Origin of the sequence: Nonomuraea sp. MTCD27 (assembly GCF_041950495.1) — a bacterium.
In the GTDB taxonomy this organism is placed as follows: domain Bacteria; phylum Actinomycetota; class Actinomycetes; order Streptosporangiales; family Streptosporangiaceae; genus Nonomuraea.
This window is the reverse complement of record NZ_JBGNUW010000001.1, coordinates 332,453-353,081: the sequence shown is the minus strand read 5'-3', so window position 1 is coordinate 353,081 and position 20,629 is coordinate 332,453. Positions and strand designations below refer to the sequence as shown.

Below are 20,629 nucleotides of genomic sequence, written 5' to 3'. Positions count from 1 at the left end.
ATCGGATGGTTGCCGCGCGGGCGACCTCCCCCGCTAATGAGGGATGAAGCGGCCACTAACGGTCGCCGGCGAATAACACGTGCCCGGCGGGTCGAAGGCGCCCTTCGCGGCCGCCGCGGCCGACGGCGCGAGCCCGAGCGCGCCCATGGCCGCGAAGAGCGCCCCTGCCCCGCCGGACACGCCGACGGCGGACAGGAAGTCGCGTCTGCTGTACCCCGACACCCACCTCCATGATCTGTTGGGCGGAGTCTGAGCATGCTCTGTTGCGACTGAGGTTTCCAGGCACTCACCAGGGCGCCCATGAAGGGTGAAACGTCAAGGAATGGGAATCCCTTGACGAACGGCGGAGCCCATCGTGCCGCCCGCCTGCATACGTTGGGGACATGCAGGCAGACACCCGTTACCTGCCGATCGGGGAACACGGGCTCATCGGCGACCTGCGCACCGTCGCGCTCGTTGGCACCAATGGCACCATCGACTGGTACTGCTGCCCGTCCTTCGACGCCCCCAGCGTGTTCGCCTCGATCCTGGACGCCGACCGGGGCGGGTCATTCGAGCTGGCCGCCGACACCCCGGCGACGACCAAGCAGTTCTACTTCCCCGACACCAACGTCCTGATCACCCGCTTCTTCGCCGACGACGGGGTGGGCGAGATCCAGGACTTCATGCCGATCGCGGACGATTCGCGCGAGGCCGACCGGCACCGGCTGATCCGGCGCGTCTCCTGCGTCCGCGGCACGCTCCCGTTCCGCGTCCGGGTGGCGCCCCGCTTCGACTACGCCAGGCAGGAGCACACCGTCCACCAGGACGGGTTCCGGACGACCTTCCAGTCGCCGTCCCTGGCGCTGGCCCTGTCGGCCAGCGTGCCGGTCGAGACCGACGGGCGGGACGTCTGGAGCGCGTTCGAGCTCAACGAGGGCGATCACGCGGTGTTCGCCCTCGACCGGGTCGGCTTGGGGATCACGCCGCGCGGCTGCCCGATGGAGGAGGCGGAGCGGGAGTTCGTCGCCACCGTGCGGTACTGGCGCCGGTGGCTGTCCGCCTCCCGCTACCGGGGCCGCTGGCGGGAGGTCGTCCACCGCTCGGCACTGACGCTGAAGCTGCTCACGTACGCCCCGACCGGCGGCATCGTCGCCGCCCCCACGACGAGCCTGCCCGAGCGGATCGCCGGCGGGCGCAACTGGGACTACCGGTACGTGTGGATACGCGACGCCGCGTTCTGCGTCTACGCCCTGCTCAGGCTCGGCTTCACCGAGGAGGCCGACGCGTTCATGGGCTTCCTGTCCAGGCACGTCCCGCTCAGCGGCGACGGCCCCAACGGGCCGCTGCAGATCATGTACGGCATCGACGGCCGCAGCGACCTGCCCGAGCACGAGCTGAACCACCTGGAGGGCTACCGGGCCTCCGCCCCCGTACGCATCGGGAACGCCGCCGCCGGCCAGCTCCAGCTCGACATCTACGGCGCCCTCATCGACTCCGTCTACCTCTACAACAAGTGGGGCGACCCCATCTCCAGCGACCGCTGGGACCAGGTGTGCACGCTGGTCAACTGGGTCTGCGACAACTGGGACCAGCCCGACGAGGGCATCTGGGAGACGCGCGGCGGGCGCAAGAACTTCGTCTACTCGCGGCTGATGTGCTGGGTCGCCATCGAGCGCGCCATGCGCATGGCCGCCCAGCGCGGCCTGCCCGCCGACATCCCCCGCTGGCGCGCCAACCGGGACACGATCTACCGCGACATCATGCGGCAGGGGTGGTCGGAGCGGGCGCGGGCGTTCGTGCAGCACTTCGACGAGGACGTGCTGGACGCGTCCATCCTGATGATGCCGCTGGCCAAGTTCGTCTCGCCCACCGATCCCAAGTGGCTGTCCACCCTCGACGCGCTCGGCCTCGGGCTGGTCTCGGACTCGCTGGTGTACCGCTACGACCCGGAGGTCAGCCCCGACGGCCTGGAGGGTCCCGAAGGCACGTTCTCGATCTGCTCGTTCTGGTACGTCGAGGCGCTGGCCCGCGCCGGCCGCGTCGACGAGGCCCGCCTGGCGTTCGAGAAGATGCTGACCTACGCCAACCACCTCGGGCTGTACGCGGAGGAGATCGGGCACACCGGGGAGCAGCTCGGCAACTTCCCGCAGGCCATCACCCACCTGGCGCTCATCAGCGCCGCCTTCAACCTCGACCACGCCCTCGGCTGACCCGGCGCCACCCGACCGCGGGACGGGAAGGCCCGGGCGTGCTACATTGAATAAACGTTTATTCAATGTAGGTGGGGCGATGGCCAGGACACGAAACGAGCAGGCGGTGTGGCGCCGGGAGCAACTGCTGGACGCGGCGCTGAAGGTGTTCGCCGCCAAGGGCGTGGACGGCGCCACGGTCAAGGACGTGGCGCAGGCGGCCGGCGTGACCCCCGGCCTGCTGTACCGCTACTTCGACAGCAAGGAGGCGATGGTGGCGACGCTGCTGTCGGAGCGGGGCTTCCTGCCCCGGCTGCGGGAGCTGCGGGCCGACGCCCTCGACAGCCGCCCGGCCACCGTCGTGCTGACCGAGCTGCTGGAGGCGTTCGATCGCCTGCTGGCCGGCCACGCCGACCTGATGGCGGTGTTCTTCAGCGCCGCCCAGGCTCGCGCGCCGCTGGCGACGCTGGTGAGCGAGGGCCAGCGGCTGATCGGCGACTTCCTGGCCGAGCGGGTCGCCGCCGGCGAGCTGCGCGCACATGACACCGCCACGGCGGCCAGGACCCTGTTCGCCACCGTGGCCGTCAACCGGCGGCTGGGCACCCCCATCGACGTCGCCGCCCTGGTCGGGCTGCTGTTTCCGGAAGAGGGATGAGATGCGCGCACAGTGCTGTGTCGTGGGCGGAGGGCCGGCGGGGATGATGGCCGGGCTGCTGCTGGCCCGCCAGGGCGTGGAGGTGATCGTGCTGGAGAAGCACGCGGACTTCCTCAGGGACTTCCGCGGCGACACCGTCCACCCCTCCACGCTGGAGGTGATCGCCGAGCTGGGGTGGATCGAGGAGTTCCTCGGCCTCCCGCACACCAGGATGCCCGAGGTCTCGGTGAACATGGGCGGCAAGGACGTCACCTTCGCCGACTTCAGCCGCCTGAGGGTGCGCTGCCCCTACATCGCCTTCATGCCGCAGTGGGACGTGCTGGACTTCCTGGCCGGCAAGGCCGCGGCCTTCCCCTCCTTCCGCCTCCTGCGCCGCGCCCGGGTGACGGAGCTGCGCACCGAGCGCGGGCGGGTGACCGGCGTCCTGGCCGACACCGAGGACGGCCCCGTGGAGGTGCGGGCGGATCTGGTGATCGGGGCGGACGGCCGCCACTCCACCGTACGGGCGCGGGCGGACCTGACTCCCGTGAGCGACTCGCCGCCCATGGACGTGCTGTGGTTCCACCTGCCCCGCAGGGCACCTGATCGGGTGCCCTTCTTCCAGGGCGGCAAGGGGGCCTTGATCTCCATCGACCGCGGCGACTACTGGCAGATCGCCTACGCGATCCCGGCGGCCGCCTTCGGCGAGCTCAAGACCGCCGGGCTGGAGGCGTTCCGGGAACGGGTGGCGGGCCTGGCGCCCGCCCTGCGCGACCGCGTCCACCAGCTCGACTGGGAGGCGGTGCACCACCTGACCGTCCGGGTGGACCGGCTGCCCCGGTGGCATCGGCCAGGGCTGCTGTGCATCGGTGACGCCGCCCACGCCATGTCACCCGCGGGCGGCGTGGGCATCAACCTGGCGGTGCAGGACGCGGTGGCCACCGCCAACCTCCTGGGCCCCTTACTCGCCGGGGGCGGCGTCCCCGGGGAGGCCGAGCTGGCCCGGGTGCAGTCGCGCCGGGAACGCGCCGCGAGGGTGACGCAGGCGTTCCAGCTCAGGATCCTGCGCGGCCTCTACCCCAAGGACCTGGGCGACGACACGACACAGCACGTGCCGCCGATCTTCACCGCGTTCCGGACGCTGCCGCCGCTGCGGCACCTCATGGGCCGCTTCATCGGCATGGGCGCCCGCCCGGAGCACATCGCCGCGTAGCTCCGGAGCCGGCCCTGTCTGTCGGCCCTGTCTGTCGGCCCTGTCTGTCGGCGCTGTCTGTCGGCGCATGGTGGGCAGGGGTGCGCTCGAAGCGGGGTGGGGAAGTTGCGAGCATATGTCGTGACAAGGCTTGGTCAAGCGAGGATAAACCCAGGTCAACCGCATTATTCTGGCCTGACGTAGGGCACTCTTGTCGAGACGCGGTTGGAAGGTGACATGGCCACACCCGCGGAAGAGACGACACCGGCAGTCGTCCTGATCGACGCCGAGGGCACCGTGATCGGCTGGACGCGGGCCGCCGAAGAGCTCTCCGGGTACCGCGCCCAGGACATCCTCGACCGCCCCGCCGCGACCCTGCTCCCGCAGGCCGATCGGGAGGACGCGGTCCGGCGGCTGGCCGCCCGGGAGCACTGGTCCGGGGTGGCCGAGATCCGCCACCGCGACGGCCACCGGGTCGTCGTGCGCGTGGAGGGGGCCCGGCTCGCCACCGCGCCGGGGAGGGACGCCTGGCTCGTGTCGGCGACGCCGGCGGTCGTGGACCTGTCGGGCGGGACGGGCACGCTGCTGGAGTCGCTCATCAGCCGCTTCCCCGTGGCCGTGGCCATCTGGGATCTCGACCTGCGCTGCGTCTGGCTGAACGCGGAGGCTGAGCGTCTCAGCGACGTCTTCCCCCACTACCGGCTCGGCCGATCGCTGAACGAGCTCATCCCGGGGGTGGACACCCGGTCCGCCAAGGAGGCGATGCGGAGGGTGCTCTCCGACGGCGAACCCATGATCGACCGTGAGGCGCGCTGGACCTCGGCGGACGGCCGCGAGGAACGTACGCTGTCGACCTCGCTCTTCCGCCTGGAAGGCACGGACGACCGGCCGCTGGGCGTGTGCTCGCTGGCGCTTGACATCAGCCACAGCCGCGCCCGCGACCGCCTGGCGCTGCTCCGCGAGGCGAGCATCCGGATCGGCACCACGCTCGACGTCGAGAAGACCGCGCAGGAGCTGGCGGATCTGGCCGTGCCGGTGCTCGCCGACTACGTCACCGTCGATCTCGCCGAGTCGGTCGTCCCCGGCGGTGAGCCCCTGCAGCGGCTGGCGTCCACGGAGGAGAGCATCCCCGTGTTCCGGCGGGCGGGGGTGGCCTCGGTCTACGGCGGGACCCCCGAATCCCTGTGGCCGCTCGGGCAGGCGGTCTTCGTCCCGCCGTCGTCGCCCTTCACCAGGGTCCTGGTCTCCGGCCGGTCCCATTTCGAGCCCGTCCTCGACACCTCGCCCGGCACCTGGCTCGACCAGGACCCCGATCGGGCGAGGGTCATCCACGGCACCGGGATGCACAGCCTGATCATCGTCCCGCTGCAGGCACGGGGCGACATCCTGGGCGTCGCCGTGTTCGTCCGCCACCACAACGCGGCGCGGTTCATGCGCGACGACCTGATCCTGGCCGAAGAGCTGGCCGCCCGAGCCGCGCTGAGCCTGGACAACGCCCGCCGGTACACCCGCGAGCGCACCGCCGCGCTGGCGCTGCAACGTGACCTGCTGCCGCGCAACCTGCGCGGTGGCGACGCGGTCGAGGTGGCCTCCCGCTACCTGCCCTCCGGCGTGGGCGTCGGAGTCGGCGGCGACTGGTTCGACGTGATCCCGCTGCCGGGCGCCGGGGTCGCCCTGGTCGTCGGCGACGTGACCGGGCACGGCATCAACGCCGCCGCGACGATGGGTCGCCTGCGCACCGCCGTACGCACCCTGGCGTACCTGGGCCTGCCGCCCGACGAGCTGCTCGCCAACCTCGACGACCTGGTCGTGCGCCTGGCGGAGGAGGACGCCGGCGCCGACGGCCTCCCGCTCGGCGCCACCGGCGCCACCTGCCTGTACGCGGTCTACGACCCGGCCACCCGCAGGTGCACCATGGCCACGGCCGGGCACCCGCCACCGGCGCTCCTGCGCCCCGGCGGAAGCGTGACCTACCCGTGCCTGCCCAGCGGCACCCCGATCGGCCTGGGCCTGAGCTCCTTCAAGTCCATCGACCTCGAGCTCGATCCCGGGACCGTGATCGCCCTCTACACCGACGGCCTGATCGAGACCCGCGAGGCGGACCTGGACGCGGGCATGGAGCGCCTCGCCGCCGCGCTGGCGCAGGGCGCGCTCCCGCTGGAGAGCCTGTGCTCCTCCGTGATCAGCGCCATCTTGGGTGACACGCCGGCCGAGGACGACATCGCCCTCCTCCTGGCCCGCACCCGGGCCACCGGCTGATCACCAGTTGAACATCGTCCCGTCCTCCAGGCGGCTGACCGGCAGGGCCGGGCACCCGGCGCCCGCCGCGGGTCGCGGGCGCCGTACCTGGCCGGCTTCGTGCCGCTCATGCAGATCTACCGCGACGCCTTCCTCCGCGACGACCTGCCGCTGGCCTCGGCCGCCTCGGTCGTGGGCCAGGATCCTGCCCACCCTCGTCCTGCTCGCCGGGGCCTTCTACTGCCTGGTGCCGGTCGCCTGGGTGGTCGTGGCCGCGACCAAGTCGAGCGCGGAGCTGTTCTCCACGTTCACGTTCGCCCCCGGGACGGGCCTGCTGGACAACCTGCGCGACCTGTTCGCCTACGGCGACGGCCGGTTCCTGCTCTGGGCCGCCAACAGCGCCCTGTACGCGGTCGCCGGCTCCGCGGCCTCGACCCTGATCTCGACGCTGGCCGGGTACGCCATGGCCAAGTACGACTTCCGCGGCCGGACCGTGCTGTTCTACGCGATCCTGGCCGGCGTGCTCCTGCCCGGCATGACGCTGGCGATCCCGCAGTATCTGATCATGTCGGAGACCGGCCTGGTCGGCGGCTACTGGTCGGTCCTGCTGCCGGGTCTCATCTCGCCGTTCGGCATCTACCTGGCCCGCGTGTACGCCACCGCCTCCGTGCCCGACGCCACGCTGGAGGCGGCCAGGATCGACGGCGCGAGCGAATATCGCATCCTGGGCGCCATCGGGCTGCGCATGATGCTCCCCGGCATGGTGACGATCTTCGTGCTGCAGTTCGTGGGCACGTGGAACAACTTCCTGCTGCCGTACATCATGTTGTCGGACGAGTCCACGTTCCCGATCACCGTGGGCCTGTACACCCTGCTGTCCAAGGGCTCCTCGGAGCCCGCCCTGTACGGCATCGCCATCGTCGGCGCCGCCGTGTCGGTGATCCCGCTCATCGCGCTGCTGCTGTTCCTGCAGCGGTTCTGGCGGCTCGACCTGCTCAGCGGCGGCCTGAAGGGCTGACCTCCGCACAAAACCCGCCCGCAGAACGTGAACAAGATTCGGCTCCTTCTTGAACGGCGGCGGTTTCCAGCGGATCCTGGTCTCTGAGCCCGATCATCACAAACGTCTTACGTCTCATGTTCACCCTCGACGTCCGGTGGCTGCCGGGGCACCGCCTCGGCCACGAGCAGACCTTCGCCCGCGAGGGGAAGGCTTCCTGGAAGCGATCGCCACCGGCACCGGCACCCGAGCCGCCTCTCCGGCGACGGCTCGCGGGTGCGGCGCGTGCCGGACCGCGGTCGGGAACGAGCGCGCGGTTCGCGGGAGCCGCCTGACCTCTGTGGAGGATGTGTGACGAGGCCGATCAGGCGATTCACCGGCCGGTGCGCCGGCCAGCGCGCGGAGGAGACCCCATGAGAACCGGAGCATGGCTGATCGGGGCACGCGGCTCGGTCGCCGTCACCAGCATGGTCGGAGCGCTCGCCATCCGGGCGGGCCTGGCCGCGCCCACCGGATGCGTCCTGGAGTCGCCCGGTCTGCGCGACCGGATCCGGCCCGGCATCGGGGACCTGGTCTTCGGCGGCCACGACATCACCTCCGTCCCGCTGGACAAGAAGGCCGCCGAGCTGGCCGAGGCGGGGGTCGTGCCGTCCTCCCTCGTCCTGGCCGTGCAGAGGGAGCTCCTCGCCGTCGACCAGCGCGTACGGCCGGTGCCCACCGCGCCGACGCAGGCCGAGGCCGCCAAGGCCATCGGCGCCGACCTCGACCGGTTCCGCCGCGTGCACGACCTGGACCGCGTCGTCGTCATCAACGTCTCGACCACCGAACCCGTCCCGCCGCCGCACCCCGCCCACGACGACCTCGACGCCCTGCGCGCCGCGCTGGCCGGCCCGGAGGCCATCCTGCCGCCCAGCGCGCTGGCCGCGTACGCCGCCCTGCTCGCCGGCTGCCCGTACGTCGACTTCACCCCCTCGACGGGCGCCCGCCTGCCCGCGCTCGACGCGCTCGCCCGCGAGCGCGGCCTGCCGTACGCCGGCCGCGACGGCAAGACCGGCGAGACCCTCGTCAAGTCGGTGCTCGCCCCGATGTTCGCCCAGCGCCACCTGAAGGTCCGCACCTGGTCCGGCGTCAACCTGCTGGGCGGCGGCGACGGTGCCAACCTCGCCCAGCCGGGCGCGAACGCGGCCAAGGCGGCCAGCAAGCAGCGCGTGCTGGCCGAGACGCTCGGCTACACGCCGCAGGGGGAGACGCGCATCGACTACCTGGAGGACCTCGGCGACTTCAAGACCGCCTGGGACCTCGTCACGTTCGAGGGCTTCCTCGGGACCGGCATGCGGATGGAGTTCACCTGGCACGGGTGCGACTCGGCGCTGGCCGCGCCGCTGATCCTCGACCTGGCCCGGCTCACCGCCGCCGCCCACCGCGCCGGACGGGCCGGCCCGCTGACGGAGCTGGCCTTCTTCTTCAAGGACCCCCTCGGAGAGGTACCGCACGGGCTGGCCGAGCAGTGGCGGGCCCTGCACGACCTCATCGCCACCCTCAGCCCCGAGGCCACGCCGTGACCCGGCGGTCCGCCGCGACGCCGCCCTCCGCCGTGACACCGCTCCGCCGTTACCCCGGCTCCCGCCGCGCCGCGGGCAGCGGCCCGAGCGTGGCAGAACGTCTCGCGGGGAAGTGGAAAGACGCGGCAGCGGCCCGGCACGGCAGGACCCGCGCGCCGGGGCCGGTGGCGAGGGACGGCGTGGCGTCGGGCCGGCACTGTCCGGGCTGGCACGGTGCGGGCCGGCACGGTCCCGGTCGGTGCTGTGCTGGTCGTGGTGCCCGAGCGGGTCGGCGTGGGAGGTCCTGGTGAGAGGAAAGTGCCGATGACGGCCCTGCGGGACCTGCTGGAGCTCGTCCGGGCGCCGGCCGCGTTGTCGGTCCCGGGCGACGTGGTGGCGGGGGCGGCGGCCGGGCGGGCGCTCGGCGGGCGCACGCTCGGCCTGGCCTGCTCCTCGGTCTGCCTGTACTGGGCGGGGATGGCCGCCAACGACTGGGCCGACCGGCACCTGGACGCCGTCGAGCGGCCCGAGCGTCCCATCCCGTCGGGCCGGGTGCCGCCGGGCACCGCCCTGACCCTGGCCGCCGGGCTCACCGTCGCGGGCGTCGCCATGGCGGGGCTCACCGGGGGGCGTCGCGCCCTGGCGGTCGCCGTACCGCTGGCGGCGGCCGTGTGGACGTACGACCTGGTCGCGAAGAACACCTCCGCCGGACCCCTCGCGATGGCCGCCTGCCGGGGCCTCGACGTGCTGCTGGGCGCCACCCCCGGCCGTCACCTCGCCGCCGCGCTGCCCTCGGCCCTCACCGTCTCCGCCCACACCTACCTCCTGACCGACCTGTCCCGTGGCGAGACGTCCGGCACCAGCCGCCTCCGCCCGGCCGCCACCCTGGCCGCCACGCTCGCCGTGGCCACCACCGCCGCGGCCCCCCCCCCCCCCCCCCGGCCCCCCCCCCCCCCCCCCCCCCCCCCCCCCCCCCCCCCCCCGCCCCCCCCCCCCCCCCGCCCCCACCGGAGCGCCCCTCTTCCGAGCCCTCAGCCAAGTCGCCCCCAGCCTCCTCCGAGGTTCCCGCCGCTCATCCGGCCCGGGACTACGCCCCGAAGCCCGTCACCCGTCCGGCCCGAGCCACCTCCCCGTCACCAGGCGGCCCGTGGCCGGCGCTGTCGCGCAGGCCGGGCTCGCCGGCTGGTACGCCGCGCAGTTCGGGTCCCCGCAAGCCCGTGCCGTCGCCGATCCCTCGGCGGCCCGGGTGCGCGCCGCCGTCACGGCCGGGATCGTCAGCCTGCCCGCACTCCAGGGCGCCCTGGCCGCACGCGCCGGCGCGCCCCGCATCGGTCTCGCCCTCGCCGCGGTGGTCCCGCTGGCCCGCCGCCTGGCCAGAAAGCTGTCCCCGACATGATCCGATTCGGCTACGGCACCAACGGCTTCGCCAACCACCGCCTCCCCGACGCCCTCGACGTCATCGCCGATCTCGGCTACACCGGAGTGGCCCTCACGCTCGACCACCACCACCTCGACCCCTACGCCGACGGGCTGGGGCAGCGGGTGGCCAAGGTGGCCGACCGCCTGCGCACGCTCGGCCTGGCCGTGGTGGTCGAGACCGGCGCCCGCTACCTGCTCGACCCGCGCCGCAAGCACGCCCCCACCCTGCTCGACGACGACCGCGACAAGCGGATCGACTTCCTGCTCCGGGCCGCCGCCATCGGTGCCGACCTGGGGGCCGAGGCGGTGTCGTTCTGGTCGGGGGTACGTCCCGCCCACGTGCGTCCCGAACTGGCCTGGGACCGGCTGGTGGAGGGGTGCGCGCGGGTCCTGGAGGGGGCGCGCGGCCTGCCGCTCGGGTTCGAGCCCGAGCCCGGGATGCTCGTCGACACGATCGCCGGCTGGCACGCGCTGCGCCGGGCACTCGGCGCGCCGGACGGGTTCGGCCTCACGCTGGACATCGGCCATTGCCGGTGCAACGAGCCCGAGCCGGTGCCCGACTGCGTCACGGCCGTCGCCGAGCACCTGGTCAACGTGCAGATCGACGACATGCGCCGGGGGACGCACGAGCACCTCGAGTTCGGGGAAGGGGAGATCGGCTTCCCGCCCGTGCTGCGGGCGCTGGCCGCCGCCGGCTACCGGGGCCTGGTCGCCGTCGAGCTGCCGCGCCACTCGCACGCCGCCCCCGACGTGGCCGCCCGCTCGCTGGCCTTCCTCCGCCACGCCGAGCGGGCGTCCCTCCACCCGGCCGAGGCACCCGCCTCCGCCGGTGGGGACGAGCGGGCGTCCGTGCGCCAGGCCGGGGTGCCTGCTTCCGCCCGTGAGGGTGAGCGGTCCGAGCGGGGTGCTGTCGAAGGTGGAGGTGCGTGATGTCGACCGAGGGGCTGCGGGCCGCGCTCCGGGACACGGCGCACTGGGCGTGGCTGGACGGCGCGCTCGTGGCCGCCGCCGAGCGGCCCGGGACGGTCGGCCGGGCGTTCGCCGCCGCCGGACGGCGTACCGGACGGGCGCCGCTGCCCGCCGCGCCCGGCTGGACGGCCGACGAGGCGGCGCGGACGCTGCTGCTGGCCGCGCTCCCGCCCGATCGGGCCGCCGCCGAGGCCGGCGACCTCTACCACCACGGCGACGCCGACGAGAAGCGGGCCGTGCTCAAGGCCCTGCCCATGCTGCCGGTCGGTACGCAGGCCGTCCCCCTCCTGCACGACGCCATCCGGACCAACGACGTCCGCCTGGTGGCCGCCGCCCTCGGCCCGTACGCCCGCCACCTCGACCAGGCCGCCTGGCGGCAGGCGGTGCTCAAGTGCGTGTTCATGGGCGTGCCGCTGGACGCCGTCGACCGGCTGGACGAGCGGGCCGACCCGGAGCTGGCCGGCATGCTGGCCGACTTCGCCGCCGAGCTCGCCGCGGCCGGGCGCCCCATGCCCGGCGACGCCGCCGACCTGCTCCGCCGTCTCACCCGCGAGGAGACCTGATGCGCATCTTCGACCCGCACATCCACATGACCTCACGCACCACCGACGACTACGCCCGCATGGCCGCCGCCGGGGTCCTGGCCGTGGTGGAGCCGGCCTTCTGGCTGGGGCAGCCGCGGACGAACCCGGGCTCGTTCACGGACTACTTCGACTCGCTCATCGGCTGGGAGCCGTACCGCGCCGCGCAGTTCGGCGTCGTCCACCACGCCACGATCGCGCTCAACCCCAAGGAGGCCAACGACCCCCGCTGCCGCCCCGTCCTGGACCTGCTGCCGCGATACCTGGACAAGGACCGCGTCGTCGCGGTCGGCGAGATCGGCTACGACTCGATGACGCCGGAGGAGGACGACGCCTTCGAGCGGCAGCTCGCCCTGGCCGTCGAGCACGAGCTGCCGGCGCTCGTGCACACGCCCCACCGCGACAAGGCCCGCGGCACCCGGCGCACGCTCGACGTCGTGGCCGCCTCCGGCATCGCGCCGGAACGGGTCGCCGTCGACCACCTCAACGAGGTGACCGTCGGGCTCGTGAAGGACTCCGGCTGCTGGATGGGGTTCTCCATCTACCCCGAGACCAAGATGTCGCCGCCGCGCATGGTGGAGATCCTGCGCGCGCACGGCCCGGAACGCGTGCTGATCAACTCCGCCGCCGACTGGGGCGTCTCCGACCCGCTCCTCACCCAGGAGACCGCCAGGGCGATGCTGGCGGCCGGGTTCGGCGAGGACGACGTGGACCGGGTGCTGTGGCGCAACCCTGTGGAGTTCTACGGCCAGTCCGGCCGCCTCGACCTGACCGCCGCCGGCCCGGGCGCCCGCGACACCGAGCCCGCGTTCGCCGAGCCGACGTTCGCCGGCAGCTCGATCCGGCGCGGCGGCGAGTGATGCGGCTGCGGCACCCGTCGGGGACACCGCTGCACCTGAGCTACTGCACCAACGTGCACCCGGCCGAGGACCTCGACGGCATCGTCGCCCAGTTCGACACGTACGCGGTCCCGGTCCGCGCCCTGCTCGGCACCGACGTCCTGGGGCTGGGGCTCTGGCTGGCCGCGCCCGTCGCCGCCGAGCTGGCCGCAGACCCCGCCGCGACCGGCCGGCTCGGCCGCGAGCTGGCCGCGCGGGGCCTGGAGGTCGTCACGCTCAACGGCTTCCCGTACCGCGCCTTCCACGACCCGGTGGTCAAGCGGGCCGTCTACCACCCCGACTGGACCACGCCGGCCCGGCTGGCGTACACGCTCGACCTGGCCCGCGTCCTGGCCGGCCTGCTGCCGGACGACGCGGCCCGCGGCTCGGTCTCCACCCTGCCGCTCGGCTGGCGCGAGCCGTGGGACGCCGCGATGGCGGACCTGGCCGCCCGCCGCCTGGACGAGCTCGCCACGGGCCTGGCCGCCGTCGAGTCCGCCACCGGCCGGGTCGTACGGGTGGCGTTCGAGCCCGAACCCGGCTGCGTCGTGGAGAGCACCGAACAGGCCGTCGCCCACCTGGCCGGCGCCGACACCGACCGGCTCGGCATCTGCCTGGACCTGGCGCACCTGGCCTGCGCGTGGGAGCGCCCGGCCGACGCGCTGGGCGCGCTGCGCGCGGCCGGTCTGCCCGTCGTGAAGGTCCAGCTCTCGGCCGCCCTGGAGACCACCCATCCGCCCGCGCTGGCCGAGTACGTGGAGCCGCGCTTCCTGCACCAGACCCGCACCCCCGCCGGGCACCGGGCCGACGACCTCGACGAGGCGCTCGACCGCCGGCTGCCCGGCCCGTGGCGGGTCCACTACCACGTGCCGCTGCACGCCGACCCGGCCCCGCCCCTGGCCACCACCGTCCCGGTGCTGCGCGAGGCGCTCGCGGAGCTGGCCGGCGGGCCTGATCCGCTGTGCGACCACTACGACGTGGAGACCTACACCTGGGGCGTGCTGCCGCCGGCGCTGCGGCCCACGACCTCCGCCGAACTGGCCGCCGGCATCGCCGGTGAGCTGGACTTCGCCCGTACCGAGCTGTGCGACCTGGGAGTGAAGGCATGACCTCGCTGTTGGTCCTGGACGTGGTCGGACTGACCCCGCGGCTGCTGGCCCACATGCCGCGCCTGCGCGCCGTCGCCGGGAGCGGTTTCCAGGCCGAGCTGGGCACCGTCCTGCCCGCCGTCACCTGCTCGGCGCAGTCCACGTTCCTCACCGGCCTGCCGCCGTCCGGCCACGGCGTCGTCGGCAACGGCTGGTACTTCCGCGACCTCGGCGAGGTCCTGCTGTGGCGCCAGCACAACGCGCTGGTCGGCGGCGAGAAGCTGTGGCACGCCGCCCGCCGCGAGCGGCCCGGCTTCACCGTGGCCAACGTGTGCTGGTGGTACGCCATGGGCGCCGACGTCGACTGGACCGTCACGCCCCGCCCGATCTACCGCGCCGACGGCCGCAAGGAGCCCGACTGCTACACCGACCCGCCCGAGCTGCACGACGAGCTGACCGCGAAGCTGGGCACGTTCCCCCTGTTCAGCTACTGGGGGCCGGGGGCCGGGATCGCCTCGTCGGCCTGGATCGCCCGGGCCACCGAGCACGTCATGGCCACCCGCGATCCCGACCTCACCCTGGCCTACCTCCCGCACCTCGACTACGACCTGCAGCGCTACGGCCCCTCCGACCCCCGGGCCGCCGCGGCCGCCGCCGAACTCGACGCCGTCCTGGCGCCCCTGCTGGACGCGGCGGGGGACCGGACCGTGGTGGTCCTGTCCGAGTACGGCATCACCGACGTCTCCCGCCCCGTGGACGTCAACCGGGCCCTGCGCGCGGAGGACCTGCTGCGGGTGCACACGCAGGACGGCATGGAGTACCTGGACCCGTGGACCTCCCGGGCGTTCGCCGTCGCCGACCACCAGGTGGCGCACGTCTACGTCCGCGACCCCGCCGACGTGCCCGCCGTGGCCAAGCTGTGCGCGTCGGTGCCCGGCGTGGCCACGGTGCTCGATCAGGAGGGGCAGGCGGCGCACGGGCTGGACCATCCCCGCTCCGGCGAGCTGGTCCTGCTGGCCGACCCCGACGCGTGGTTCACCTACTACTACTGGCTCGACGAGGCGCGGGCCCCCGACTTCGCCCGCCTGGTCGAGATCCACCGCAAACCGGGCTACGACCCGGCCGAGCTGTTCTTCGACCCGGCCGGCCCCGCCGCCGCCAAGCGCCGGGCCGGGCTGGCGCTGCTGCGCAAGAAGCTCGGCCTGCGCTACCTCATGAACGTCGTCGGCCTCGACCCCGGGGCGCGGGCGGTCCGCGGCTCCCACGGGCTGCTGCCCGCCGACCCCGCCGACGCGCCCGTCCTGCTCTGCTCCGACGCGTCCGCGGCCAGGGAACGGTACGCGGCCGTGGAGGTCAAGGACCTGCTCCTGAGCCTCGCCCGAACGCCGGTCAGGGGGTGAATCGGTAGCCCGTGCCGGGCTCGCTGATCAGGCCGGGATGCCGTTCGGCGGCCCGGCACGGCGCGGAGGAGCCGCCCGGGACGAGACCGGCAGCTTGACGATCATGGTGAGACCTCCGCCCGGTGTCTCCTCGGGTTCGAGGGTGCCGCCCATGGCCTCGGTCAGCCCGCGTGACAGCGCCAGCCCCAGGCCCACGCCGGTGCCGTTGTCGCGGTCGCCGAGCCGCTGGAACGGCAGGAAGACCCGGTCGCGGGCCTCGCGCGGGATGCCGGGCCCGCGGTCGACGACGCGGATCTCCACGTCGTCGCCGTGCGTGCTCGCGGTGACGAGCACGTTCCGGCCGGGCGGGCTGTGCCGCACGGCGTTGCTCATCAGGTTGACCAGCACCCGCTCCAGCAGCGCCGGGTCGGCGACGACGTCGGGCAGCTCGATGTCGACGTCGCCCTCGACGCGCTCGCGCAGCGAGCCGAGGTCGTCGATCGCGCGGGGCACGACGTCCTCCAGGGCGACCGGCTGGAGCGACAGGCCCAGCACCCCGGCCTGCAGGCGGCTCATGTCCAGCAGGTTCTCCACCAGCCGGTCCAGCCGGACGAGCGACTCGTCGGCGGTGGCCAGCAGCTCCTCCTGGTCGCGCGCCGACCAGGCGACGTCGTGGCTGCGCAGGCTCTCCACGGCGGCCTTGGCGGCCGACAGCGGCGTACGCAGGTCGTGGCTGACGGCGGTCAGCAGCGCGGTGCGCATCCGGTCGGCCTCGGCCAGCGGCCTGGCCTGCTCGGCCTCCTCCTGCAGCCGCTCCTGGCGCAGCGCGACGGCGGCCTCGGCGGCGAACGCCTCCAGCACCCGCCGGTCGCTGGCGTTCAGCAGGCCGCCCCGCGCGGCGAGCACCAGCCGCTCGTCGATCCGCACGTCGGTGTCGGCCACGCCGGGGCTGGTGCACGGGGTCGTGCCGGTGGTCGCCACGATGCGCCACGCCTCGGGCTGGGACCGGTCGTCCGGGGTGGGCTCGCCGGTGCGTTCGAGCAGCGTGACCGAGTCGAGGGAGAACGTCTCGCGCAGGCGGCCGAGCAGCGAGGAGAGCGCGGCCTCGCCGCGCAGCACGTGCCCGGCCAGCGTGGACAGCGCCTCCGCGTCCGCGCGGGCCCGGGCCGCCTCCCTGGTACGCCGGGCCGCCAGGTCGACGATCGCGCTGACCGCGGCGGCCACCAGCACGAACACCACGAGCGCGAGGAAGTTCTCCGGGTCGGCGATGGTCCAGGTGGCGAGCGGCGGCGTGAAGAACCAGTTGAGCAGGAGTGACCCGCCGACCGCCGCCGTGATCGCCGGCCAGGTCCCGCCGATCAGCGCGACGCCGACGACCAGGCACAGGAACAGCAGGATCTCGCTGGGCAGCGAGATCACGTCGCGGAAGGGCAGGAGGGCGGCCGTCAGCAGCGGCAGGCCGGCCGTCGCGACCGCCCAGCCGGCCAGCCGGCGCTTGGTCGTCAGCGCCGCCCGGGAGCGGTCGTGATGCCGGCGCCCCTTTTTGGCCTCCTCGTGCGTGATCATGTGGACGTCGATCGACCCGGACAGTGCCGTGGTCTCCACGCCGACGCCGCGCGAGAGGACCTGCGCGAACCGGCCGCGCCGGGAGGCGCCGAGGACGAGCTGGGTGGCGTTGACGCCGCGGGCGAAGTCGAGCAGCGCCCGCGGGATGTCGTCGCCCACGACCTGGTGGTAGGTGCCGCCCATGCTCTCCACCAGCGTGCGCTGGCGGGCCAGGTTGGCCGGATCGCCACCGGCCAGCCCGTCCGCGCTGGTGACGTGGACGGCCAGCAGGTCCGCGCCCGTGGTACGGGCGGCGATGCGGGCCGCCCGGCGGACCAGGGTGTCACCCTCCGGCCCGCCGGTCAGGGCGACGACCACCCGCTCGCGGGTCTCCCAGGTGCCGGCGATGCCGTGGTCGGCGCGGTAGCGGTCGAGCTGGTCGTCGACCTTGCCGGCGACCCACAGCAGGGCCAGCTCGCGCAGCGCGGTGAGGTTGCCGACGCGGAAGTAGTTCGACATGGCCGCGCTGACCTTCTCCGGCGCGTACACGTTGCCGTGCGCCATGCGGCGGCGCAGCGCCTCCGGCGACATGTCGACCAGCTCGACCTGGGTGGCCCGGCGCACCACCTCGTCCGGCACGGTCTCGCGCTGCGGGATGCCGGTGATCTGCTGCACGACGTCGTTGACGGACTCCAGGTGCTGGACGTTCACCGTGGAGATCACGTCGATGCCGGCGTCGAGGATCTCGTCGATGTCCTGCCAGCGCTTGGCGTTCTTCGAGCCGGGCACGTTGGTGTGGGCCAGCTCGTCGATCAGCGCCGCCGTGGGCGCGCGCTCGATGACGGCCTCGGCGTCCAGCTCGGTGAAGGTGGCCCCGCGGTGGACCAGCGTCCGGCGGGGGATCACCTCCATCCCCTCCAGCAGCGCGGCGGTGCGGGGGCGGCCGTGGGTCTCGACGAAGCCCACGACCACGTCCCGGCCGCGCTCGCGGGCGCGGCGGCCCTCGCTCAGCATCGCGTACGTCTTGCCCACCCCGGGGGCCGCCCCGAGGTAGACCCGCAGGCGGCCCCTCCTCACGACCGGTCCAGCGCCAGGTTGAGCTCGAGCACGTTGACGGCGGGCTCGCCCATGAAGCCGAGGGCGCGGCCGGTGGTGTGCTCGTCGATCAGTGCCCGCACCTGCTCGACGGGCATCCCGCGCTCCTTGGCGACGCGGGGCGCCTGGAGGCCGGCGTAGGCGACGGAGATGTGCGGGTCGAGGCCGGAGCCGCTGGCGGTGACCGCGTCCGCGGGGACCGCGGGCGTACCGGAGTTCCCGCGGACCGGAACGGTGCGGCCGGCCGCGTAGTCCTCGCCCGGCTTCGCGCACTCCACCGTCAGGCCCTGGTAGGTGGGGAGGAACGGGGCGGCGGGGCAGGCCTGGTTGACGCTGACGGCGCGGTCCGGGAAGACCTTCAGCACCGCGCCGACCCCGTCGGGGGTGCAGTACGGGCGGGCGCCGCTGACGCCCTCCAGCTCGCCGACCGCCCGGGAGCGGGCGCACACCTGGGTGAGCAGCGACAGCCTGCCCTCGTCCGCGCCGTGGGGCGGCACGTCGATGACGTCTTCGGGGCCGAGGTTGCCGGCGCTGGTGGAGGTGGGGTCGTAGCCGTCACCGGCCGCCGACGGGCGGGACTGGAAGTACGTCCTGACCGGCTTCCCGTCGGCGCCGGTGAAGGACTGGCCGATCAGCGAGCTGCCGACGGACTTGCCGTCCTTCTCGATGACCGAGCCGTTGGCGTTGCCGCTGAACAGCGCCTGGGCCACGCCGGTGGCGGCCAGGGGGTAGATGACGCCGGTGACCACCGTGAGCACGAGCAGCGCGCGCAGGGCGGCCACGTGCTGGCGGATCCAGCTGGGCATGCGGTTCATTTATGACATCCCCGGAAGGAACTGGATGATGAGGTCGATGATCTTGATGCCGATGAACGGCGCCACGATCCCGCCCAGGCCGTAGACGTAGAGGTTGCGGGACAGCAGCTTGGCGGCGCTGGAGGGCCGGTAGCGCACCCCGCGCAGGGCCAGCGGGATCAGCGCGATGATGACCAGCGCGTTGAAGACGACCGCCGCCAGGATCGCCGACTGCGGGCTGGACAGGCGCATGATGTTGAGCGCGTCCAGGCCCGGGTAGACGGCGGCGAACATGGCCGGGATGATCGCGAAGTATTTCGCGATGTCGTTGGCGATGGAGAACGTGGTCAGCGCGCCCCGGGTGATGAGCAGCTGCTTGCCGATCTCGACGATCTCGATGAGCTTGGTCGGGTTGGAGTCGAGGTCGACCATGTTCCCGGCCTCCTTGGCGGCGGAGGTGCCGGTGTTCATGGCCACGCCGACGTCGGACTGGGCCAGGGCGGGGGCGTCGTTGGTGCCGTCGCCGGTCATCGCGACCAGCCGGCCGCCCTCCTGCTCCTTCCTGATCAGCTCCAGCTTGTCCTCGGGGGTGGCCTCGGCCAGGAAGTCGTCCACCCCGGCCTCGTCCGCGATGGCCTTGGCGGTCAGCGGGTTGTCGCCGGTGATCATGACGGTGCGGATGCCCATCCGGCGCATCTCGTCGAAGCGCTCCCGCATGCCGGCCTTGACCACGTCCTTGAGGTGGATCACGCCGAGCACCCGGCCCTTCTCGGCCACGACCAGCGGGGTCCCGCCGGAGGCCGAGACGCCGTCCACGATGTGGCCGATCCCGTCGGTGGGGTGGCCGCCGGCGTCGCGGACCCACTTCATCACCGCCGTGGCCGCTCCCTTGCGCACCTCGCGGCCGGCCAGGTTCACCCCGGACATGCGGGTCTGGGCGGTGAACTGCACCCACTCGGCGCCGTGGATCTCCCGCTCGCGCAGGCCGTACCGCTCCTTGGCGAACACCACGATCGAGCGGCCCTCGGGCGTCTCGTCCGCCAGGCTCGACAGCTGGGCGGCCTCGGCGAGCTCCTGCTCGGTGACGCCGTCCACCGGGACGAACTCGGCCGCCTGCCGGTTGCCCAGGGTGATCGTGCCGGTCTTGTCCAGCAGTAGCGTGGACACGTCCCCGGCCGCTTCGACCGCCCGCCCGGACATCGCCAGCACGTTCCGCTGGACGAGGCGGTCCATGCCGGCGATGCCGATCGCCGACAGCAGCGCCCCGATCGTGGTCGGGATCAGGCACACGATCAGCGAGACCAGCACGATCCCGGTCACGCCGTCGGCGGTCAGCGCGAGCGAGTCGGGCACCCCGGGGTTGATGGACTTGGCGTAGACGGCCAGCGGCTGCATCGTGGCGGTGGCGACCAGGAAGATGATCGTCAGCGCGGCCAGCAGGATGTTGAGCGCGATCTCGTTCGGCGTCCGCTGCCGGTTCGCGCCCTCGACCAGGGCGATCATCCGGTCCACGAAGCTCTCGCCCGGTTTCTGGGTGATCCGCACGATGATGCGGTCGGACAGCACCTTGGTGCCGCCGGTCACCGCCGACCGGTCGCCGCCGGACTCGCGGATCACGGGCGCGGACTCGCCGGTGATGGCCGACTCGTCCACCGACGCGATGCCGTCGACCACGTCGCCGTCACCGGGGATGGTCTCCCCGGCCTCGACGACCACGAAGTCGCCCTGCCGCAGCTCGGGCGCGCCGACCGTGTCCCACTCCGGCGACGTGCGGCTCTTCAGCCGGCGCGCGGTGGTGTCCCGCTTGGCGGCGCGCAGCGTGGCGGCCTGGGCCTTGCCCCGGCCCTCGGCCACGGCCTCGGCCAGGTTGGCGAAGACGACGGTCAGCCACAGCCACACGACGATGGCCCAGGCGAACCAGGACGGGTCGGCGATCGCCAGCACGGTGGTGAACACCGCGCCGATCTCGACGATGAACATCACCGGGTTGCGCCACAGGCTCAGGGGATTGAGCTTCTTCAGCGCGTCCGGCAGGGATCTGAACATCTGCTCGGGGTCGAGCAGGCCGCCGCCGACCCGGCTCTTCTCCTTCGGGGTCGTTGACATGG

At 73.5% G+C, this 20,629-nt stretch carries 17 protein-coding genes and 1 pseudogene; 13 read left to right on the top strand and 5 right to left on the bottom strand.

The window, feature by feature from the left end; translation table 11 throughout:
• Nucleotides 1-33: 33 nt before the first annotated feature.
• Complete coding sequence (locus ACBJ59_RS01730) at nt 34-222, bottom strand: hypothetical protein (RefSeq protein WP_375108382.1); 189 nt, start codon at nt 220-222, stop codon at nt 34-36.
• A 161-nt stretch (nt 223-383) separates the two neighbouring features.
• Between ACBJ59_RS01730 and ACBJ59_RS01725 the strand changes: the two genes are divergently transcribed.
• The 4 genes from ACBJ59_RS01725 (at nt 384) to ACBJ59_RS01710 (ending at nt 6,256) form a co-directional block, all read left to right on the top strand.
• Nucleotides 384-2,192 (top strand): glycoside hydrolase family 15 protein, encoded by a 1,809-nt coding sequence (locus tag ACBJ59_RS01725; protein ID WP_375108381.1) that lies wholly within the window; start codon nt 384-386, stop codon nt 2,190-2,192.
• Between the two features lie 79 nt (nt 2,193-2,271).
• Nucleotides 2,272-2,826, top strand: a complete 555-nt coding sequence (locus ACBJ59_RS01720; protein ID WP_364132841.1) for a TetR family transcriptional regulator — start codon at nt 2,272-2,274, stop codon at nt 2,824-2,826.
• A gap of 1 nt (nt 2,827) precedes the next feature.
• A complete protein-coding gene (locus ACBJ59_RS01715; protein ID WP_375108380.1) occupies nt 2,828-4,018 on the top strand; it encodes an FAD-dependent oxidoreductase in 1,191 nt (396 codons plus the stop codon).
• 216 nt (nt 4,019-4,234) lie between these two features.
• On the top strand, nt 4,235-6,256 hold the full coding sequence (locus tag ACBJ59_RS01710; RefSeq protein ID WP_375108379.1) for a SpoIIE family protein phosphatase: 2,022 nt from the start codon (nt 4,235-4,237) through the stop codon (nt 6,254-6,256).
• Here ACBJ59_RS01710 and ACBJ59_RS01705 read toward each other — a convergent pair whose 3' ends face one another.
• Entirely contained in the window at nt 6,257-6,448 is a 192-nt protein-coding gene (locus ACBJ59_RS01705; protein WP_375108378.1) for a hypothetical protein, read from the bottom strand.
• Nucleotides 6,449-6,482: 34 nt separating this feature from the next.
• Between ACBJ59_RS01705 and ACBJ59_RS01700 the strand changes: the two genes are divergently transcribed.
• The 9 genes and pseudogenes from ACBJ59_RS01700 to ACBJ59_RS01660 all read left to right on the top strand — a co-directional run bounded on the left by ACBJ59_RS01700 (nt 6,483) and on the right by ACBJ59_RS01660 (nt 15,108).
• The gene (locus tag ACBJ59_RS01700; RefSeq protein ID WP_375108377.1) at nt 6,483-7,253 is read left to right on the top strand and encodes a carbohydrate ABC transporter permease; all 771 of its coding nucleotides are present in this window, start codon (nt 6,483-6,485) and stop codon (nt 7,251-7,253) included.
• A gap of 392 nt (nt 7,254-7,645) precedes the next feature.
• The gene (locus ACBJ59_RS01695; RefSeq protein WP_375108376.1) at nt 7,646-8,794 is read left to right on the top strand and encodes an inositol-3-phosphate synthase; all 1,149 of its coding nucleotides are present in this window, start codon (nt 7,646-7,648) and stop codon (nt 8,792-8,794) included.
• 303 nt (nt 8,795-9,097) lie between these two features.
• Nucleotides 9,098-9,637, top strand: a pseudogene (locus ACBJ59_RS01690) (SCO3242 family prenyltransferase); the annotation flags it as partial.
• A 283-nt stretch (nt 9,638-9,920) separates the two neighbouring features.
• A complete protein-coding gene (locus ACBJ59_RS01685; protein WP_375108868.1) occupies nt 9,921-10,169 on the top strand; it encodes a hypothetical protein in 249 nt (82 codons plus the stop codon).
• Nucleotides 10,166-11,122 (top strand): sugar phosphate isomerase/epimerase family protein, encoded by a 957-nt coding sequence (locus tag ACBJ59_RS01680; protein WP_375108860.1) that lies wholly within the window; start codon nt 10,166-10,168, stop codon nt 11,120-11,122. The genes ACBJ59_RS01685 and ACBJ59_RS01680 overlap by 4 nt, the downstream gene beginning before the upstream one ends.
• Complete coding sequence (locus ACBJ59_RS01675) at nt 11,122-11,724, top strand: EboA domain-containing protein (protein WP_375108859.1); 603 nt, start codon at nt 11,122-11,124, stop codon at nt 11,722-11,724. Before ACBJ59_RS01680 ends, ACBJ59_RS01675 begins: the two co-directional genes overlap by 1 nt.
• Nucleotides 11,724-12,602, top strand: coding sequence for a TatD family hydrolase (locus ACBJ59_RS01670; protein WP_375108375.1), 879 nt, complete (start codon nt 11,724-11,726; stop codon nt 12,600-12,602). The genes ACBJ59_RS01675 and ACBJ59_RS01670 overlap by 1 nt, the downstream gene beginning before the upstream one ends.
• Nucleotides 12,602-13,729, top strand: coding sequence for a metabolite traffic protein EboE (eboE, locus tag ACBJ59_RS01665; RefSeq protein WP_375108374.1), 1,128 nt, complete (start codon nt 12,602-12,604; stop codon nt 13,727-13,729). Before ACBJ59_RS01670 ends, eboE begins: the two co-directional genes overlap by 1 nt.
• On the top strand, nt 13,726-15,108 hold the full coding sequence (locus tag ACBJ59_RS01660; RefSeq protein ID WP_375108373.1) for a nucleotide pyrophosphatase/phosphodiesterase family protein: 1,383 nt from the start codon (nt 13,726-13,728) through the stop codon (nt 15,106-15,108). Before eboE ends, ACBJ59_RS01660 begins: the two co-directional genes overlap by 4 nt.
• A gap of 27 nt (nt 15,109-15,135) precedes the next feature.
• Here the strand turns inward: ACBJ59_RS01660 and ACBJ59_RS01655 are convergent, their stop codons facing one another.
• From ACBJ59_RS01655 to kdpB, 3 genes are read right to left on the bottom strand one after another with little or no spacing between them, the layout of a single operon-like run.
• Nucleotides 15,136-17,709, bottom strand: coding sequence for a DUF4118 domain-containing protein (locus ACBJ59_RS01655; RefSeq protein WP_375108372.1), 2,574 nt, complete (start codon nt 17,707-17,709; stop codon nt 15,136-15,138).
• A complete protein-coding gene (locus tag ACBJ59_RS01650; RefSeq protein ID WP_375108371.1) occupies nt 17,706-18,542 on the bottom strand; it encodes a potassium-transporting ATPase subunit C in 837 nt (278 codons plus the stop codon). The genes ACBJ59_RS01655 and ACBJ59_RS01650 overlap by 4 nt, the downstream gene beginning before the upstream one ends.
• Nucleotides 18,543-20,627 carry a potassium-transporting ATPase subunit KdpB gene (gene kdpB / locus ACBJ59_RS01645; protein WP_375108370.1) on the bottom strand — a complete coding sequence of 695 codons (2,085 nt, stop codon included), beginning with the start codon at nt 20,625-20,627 and terminating at the stop codon, nt 18,543-18,545.
• Nucleotides 20,628-20,629 lie beyond the last annotated feature (2 nt).

Bases quoted from the DNA above. Each gene is read 5' to 3' on its own strand.
- ACBJ59_RS01725 (WP_375108381.1), top strand. From the start codon at position 384: ATGCAGGCAGACACCCGTTACCTGCCGATCGGGGAACACGGGCTCATC.
- ACBJ59_RS01720 (WP_364132841.1), top strand. From the start codon at position 2,272: ATGGCCAGGACACGAAACGAGCAGGCGGTGTGGCGCCGGGAGCAACTG.
- ACBJ59_RS01715 (WP_375108380.1), top strand. From the start codon at position 2,828: ATGCGCGCACAGTGCTGTGTCGTGGGCGGAGGGCCGGCGGGGATGATG.
- ACBJ59_RS01710 (WP_375108379.1), top strand. From the start codon at position 4,235: ATGGCCACACCCGCGGAAGAGACGACACCGGCAGTCGTCCTGATCGAC.
- ACBJ59_RS01695 (WP_375108376.1), top strand. From the start codon at position 7,646: ATGAGAACCGGAGCATGGCTGATCGGGGCACGCGGCTCGGTCGCCGTC.
- ACBJ59_RS01680 (WP_375108860.1), top strand. From the start codon at position 10,166: ATGATCCGATTCGGCTACGGCACCAACGGCTTCGCCAACCACCGCCTC.
- ACBJ59_RS01675 (WP_375108859.1), top strand. From the start codon at position 11,122: ATGTCGACCGAGGGGCTGCGGGCCGCGCTCCGGGACACGGCGCACTGG.
- ACBJ59_RS01670 (WP_375108375.1), top strand. From the start codon at position 11,724: ATGCGCATCTTCGACCCGCACATCCACATGACCTCACGCACCACCGAC.
- eboE (WP_375108374.1), top strand. From the start codon at position 12,602: ATGCGGCTGCGGCACCCGTCGGGGACACCGCTGCACCTGAGCTACTGC.
- ACBJ59_RS01660 (WP_375108373.1), top strand. From the start codon at position 13,726: ATGACCTCGCTGTTGGTCCTGGACGTGGTCGGACTGACCCCGCGGCTG.
- ACBJ59_RS01650 (WP_375108371.1), bottom strand. From the start codon at position 18,542: ATGAACCGCATGCCCAGCTGGATCCGCCAGCACGTGGCCGCCCTGCGC.
- kdpB (WP_375108370.1), bottom strand. From the start codon at position 20,627: ATGTCAACGACCCCGAAGGAGAAGAGCCGGGTCGGCGGCGGCCTGCTC.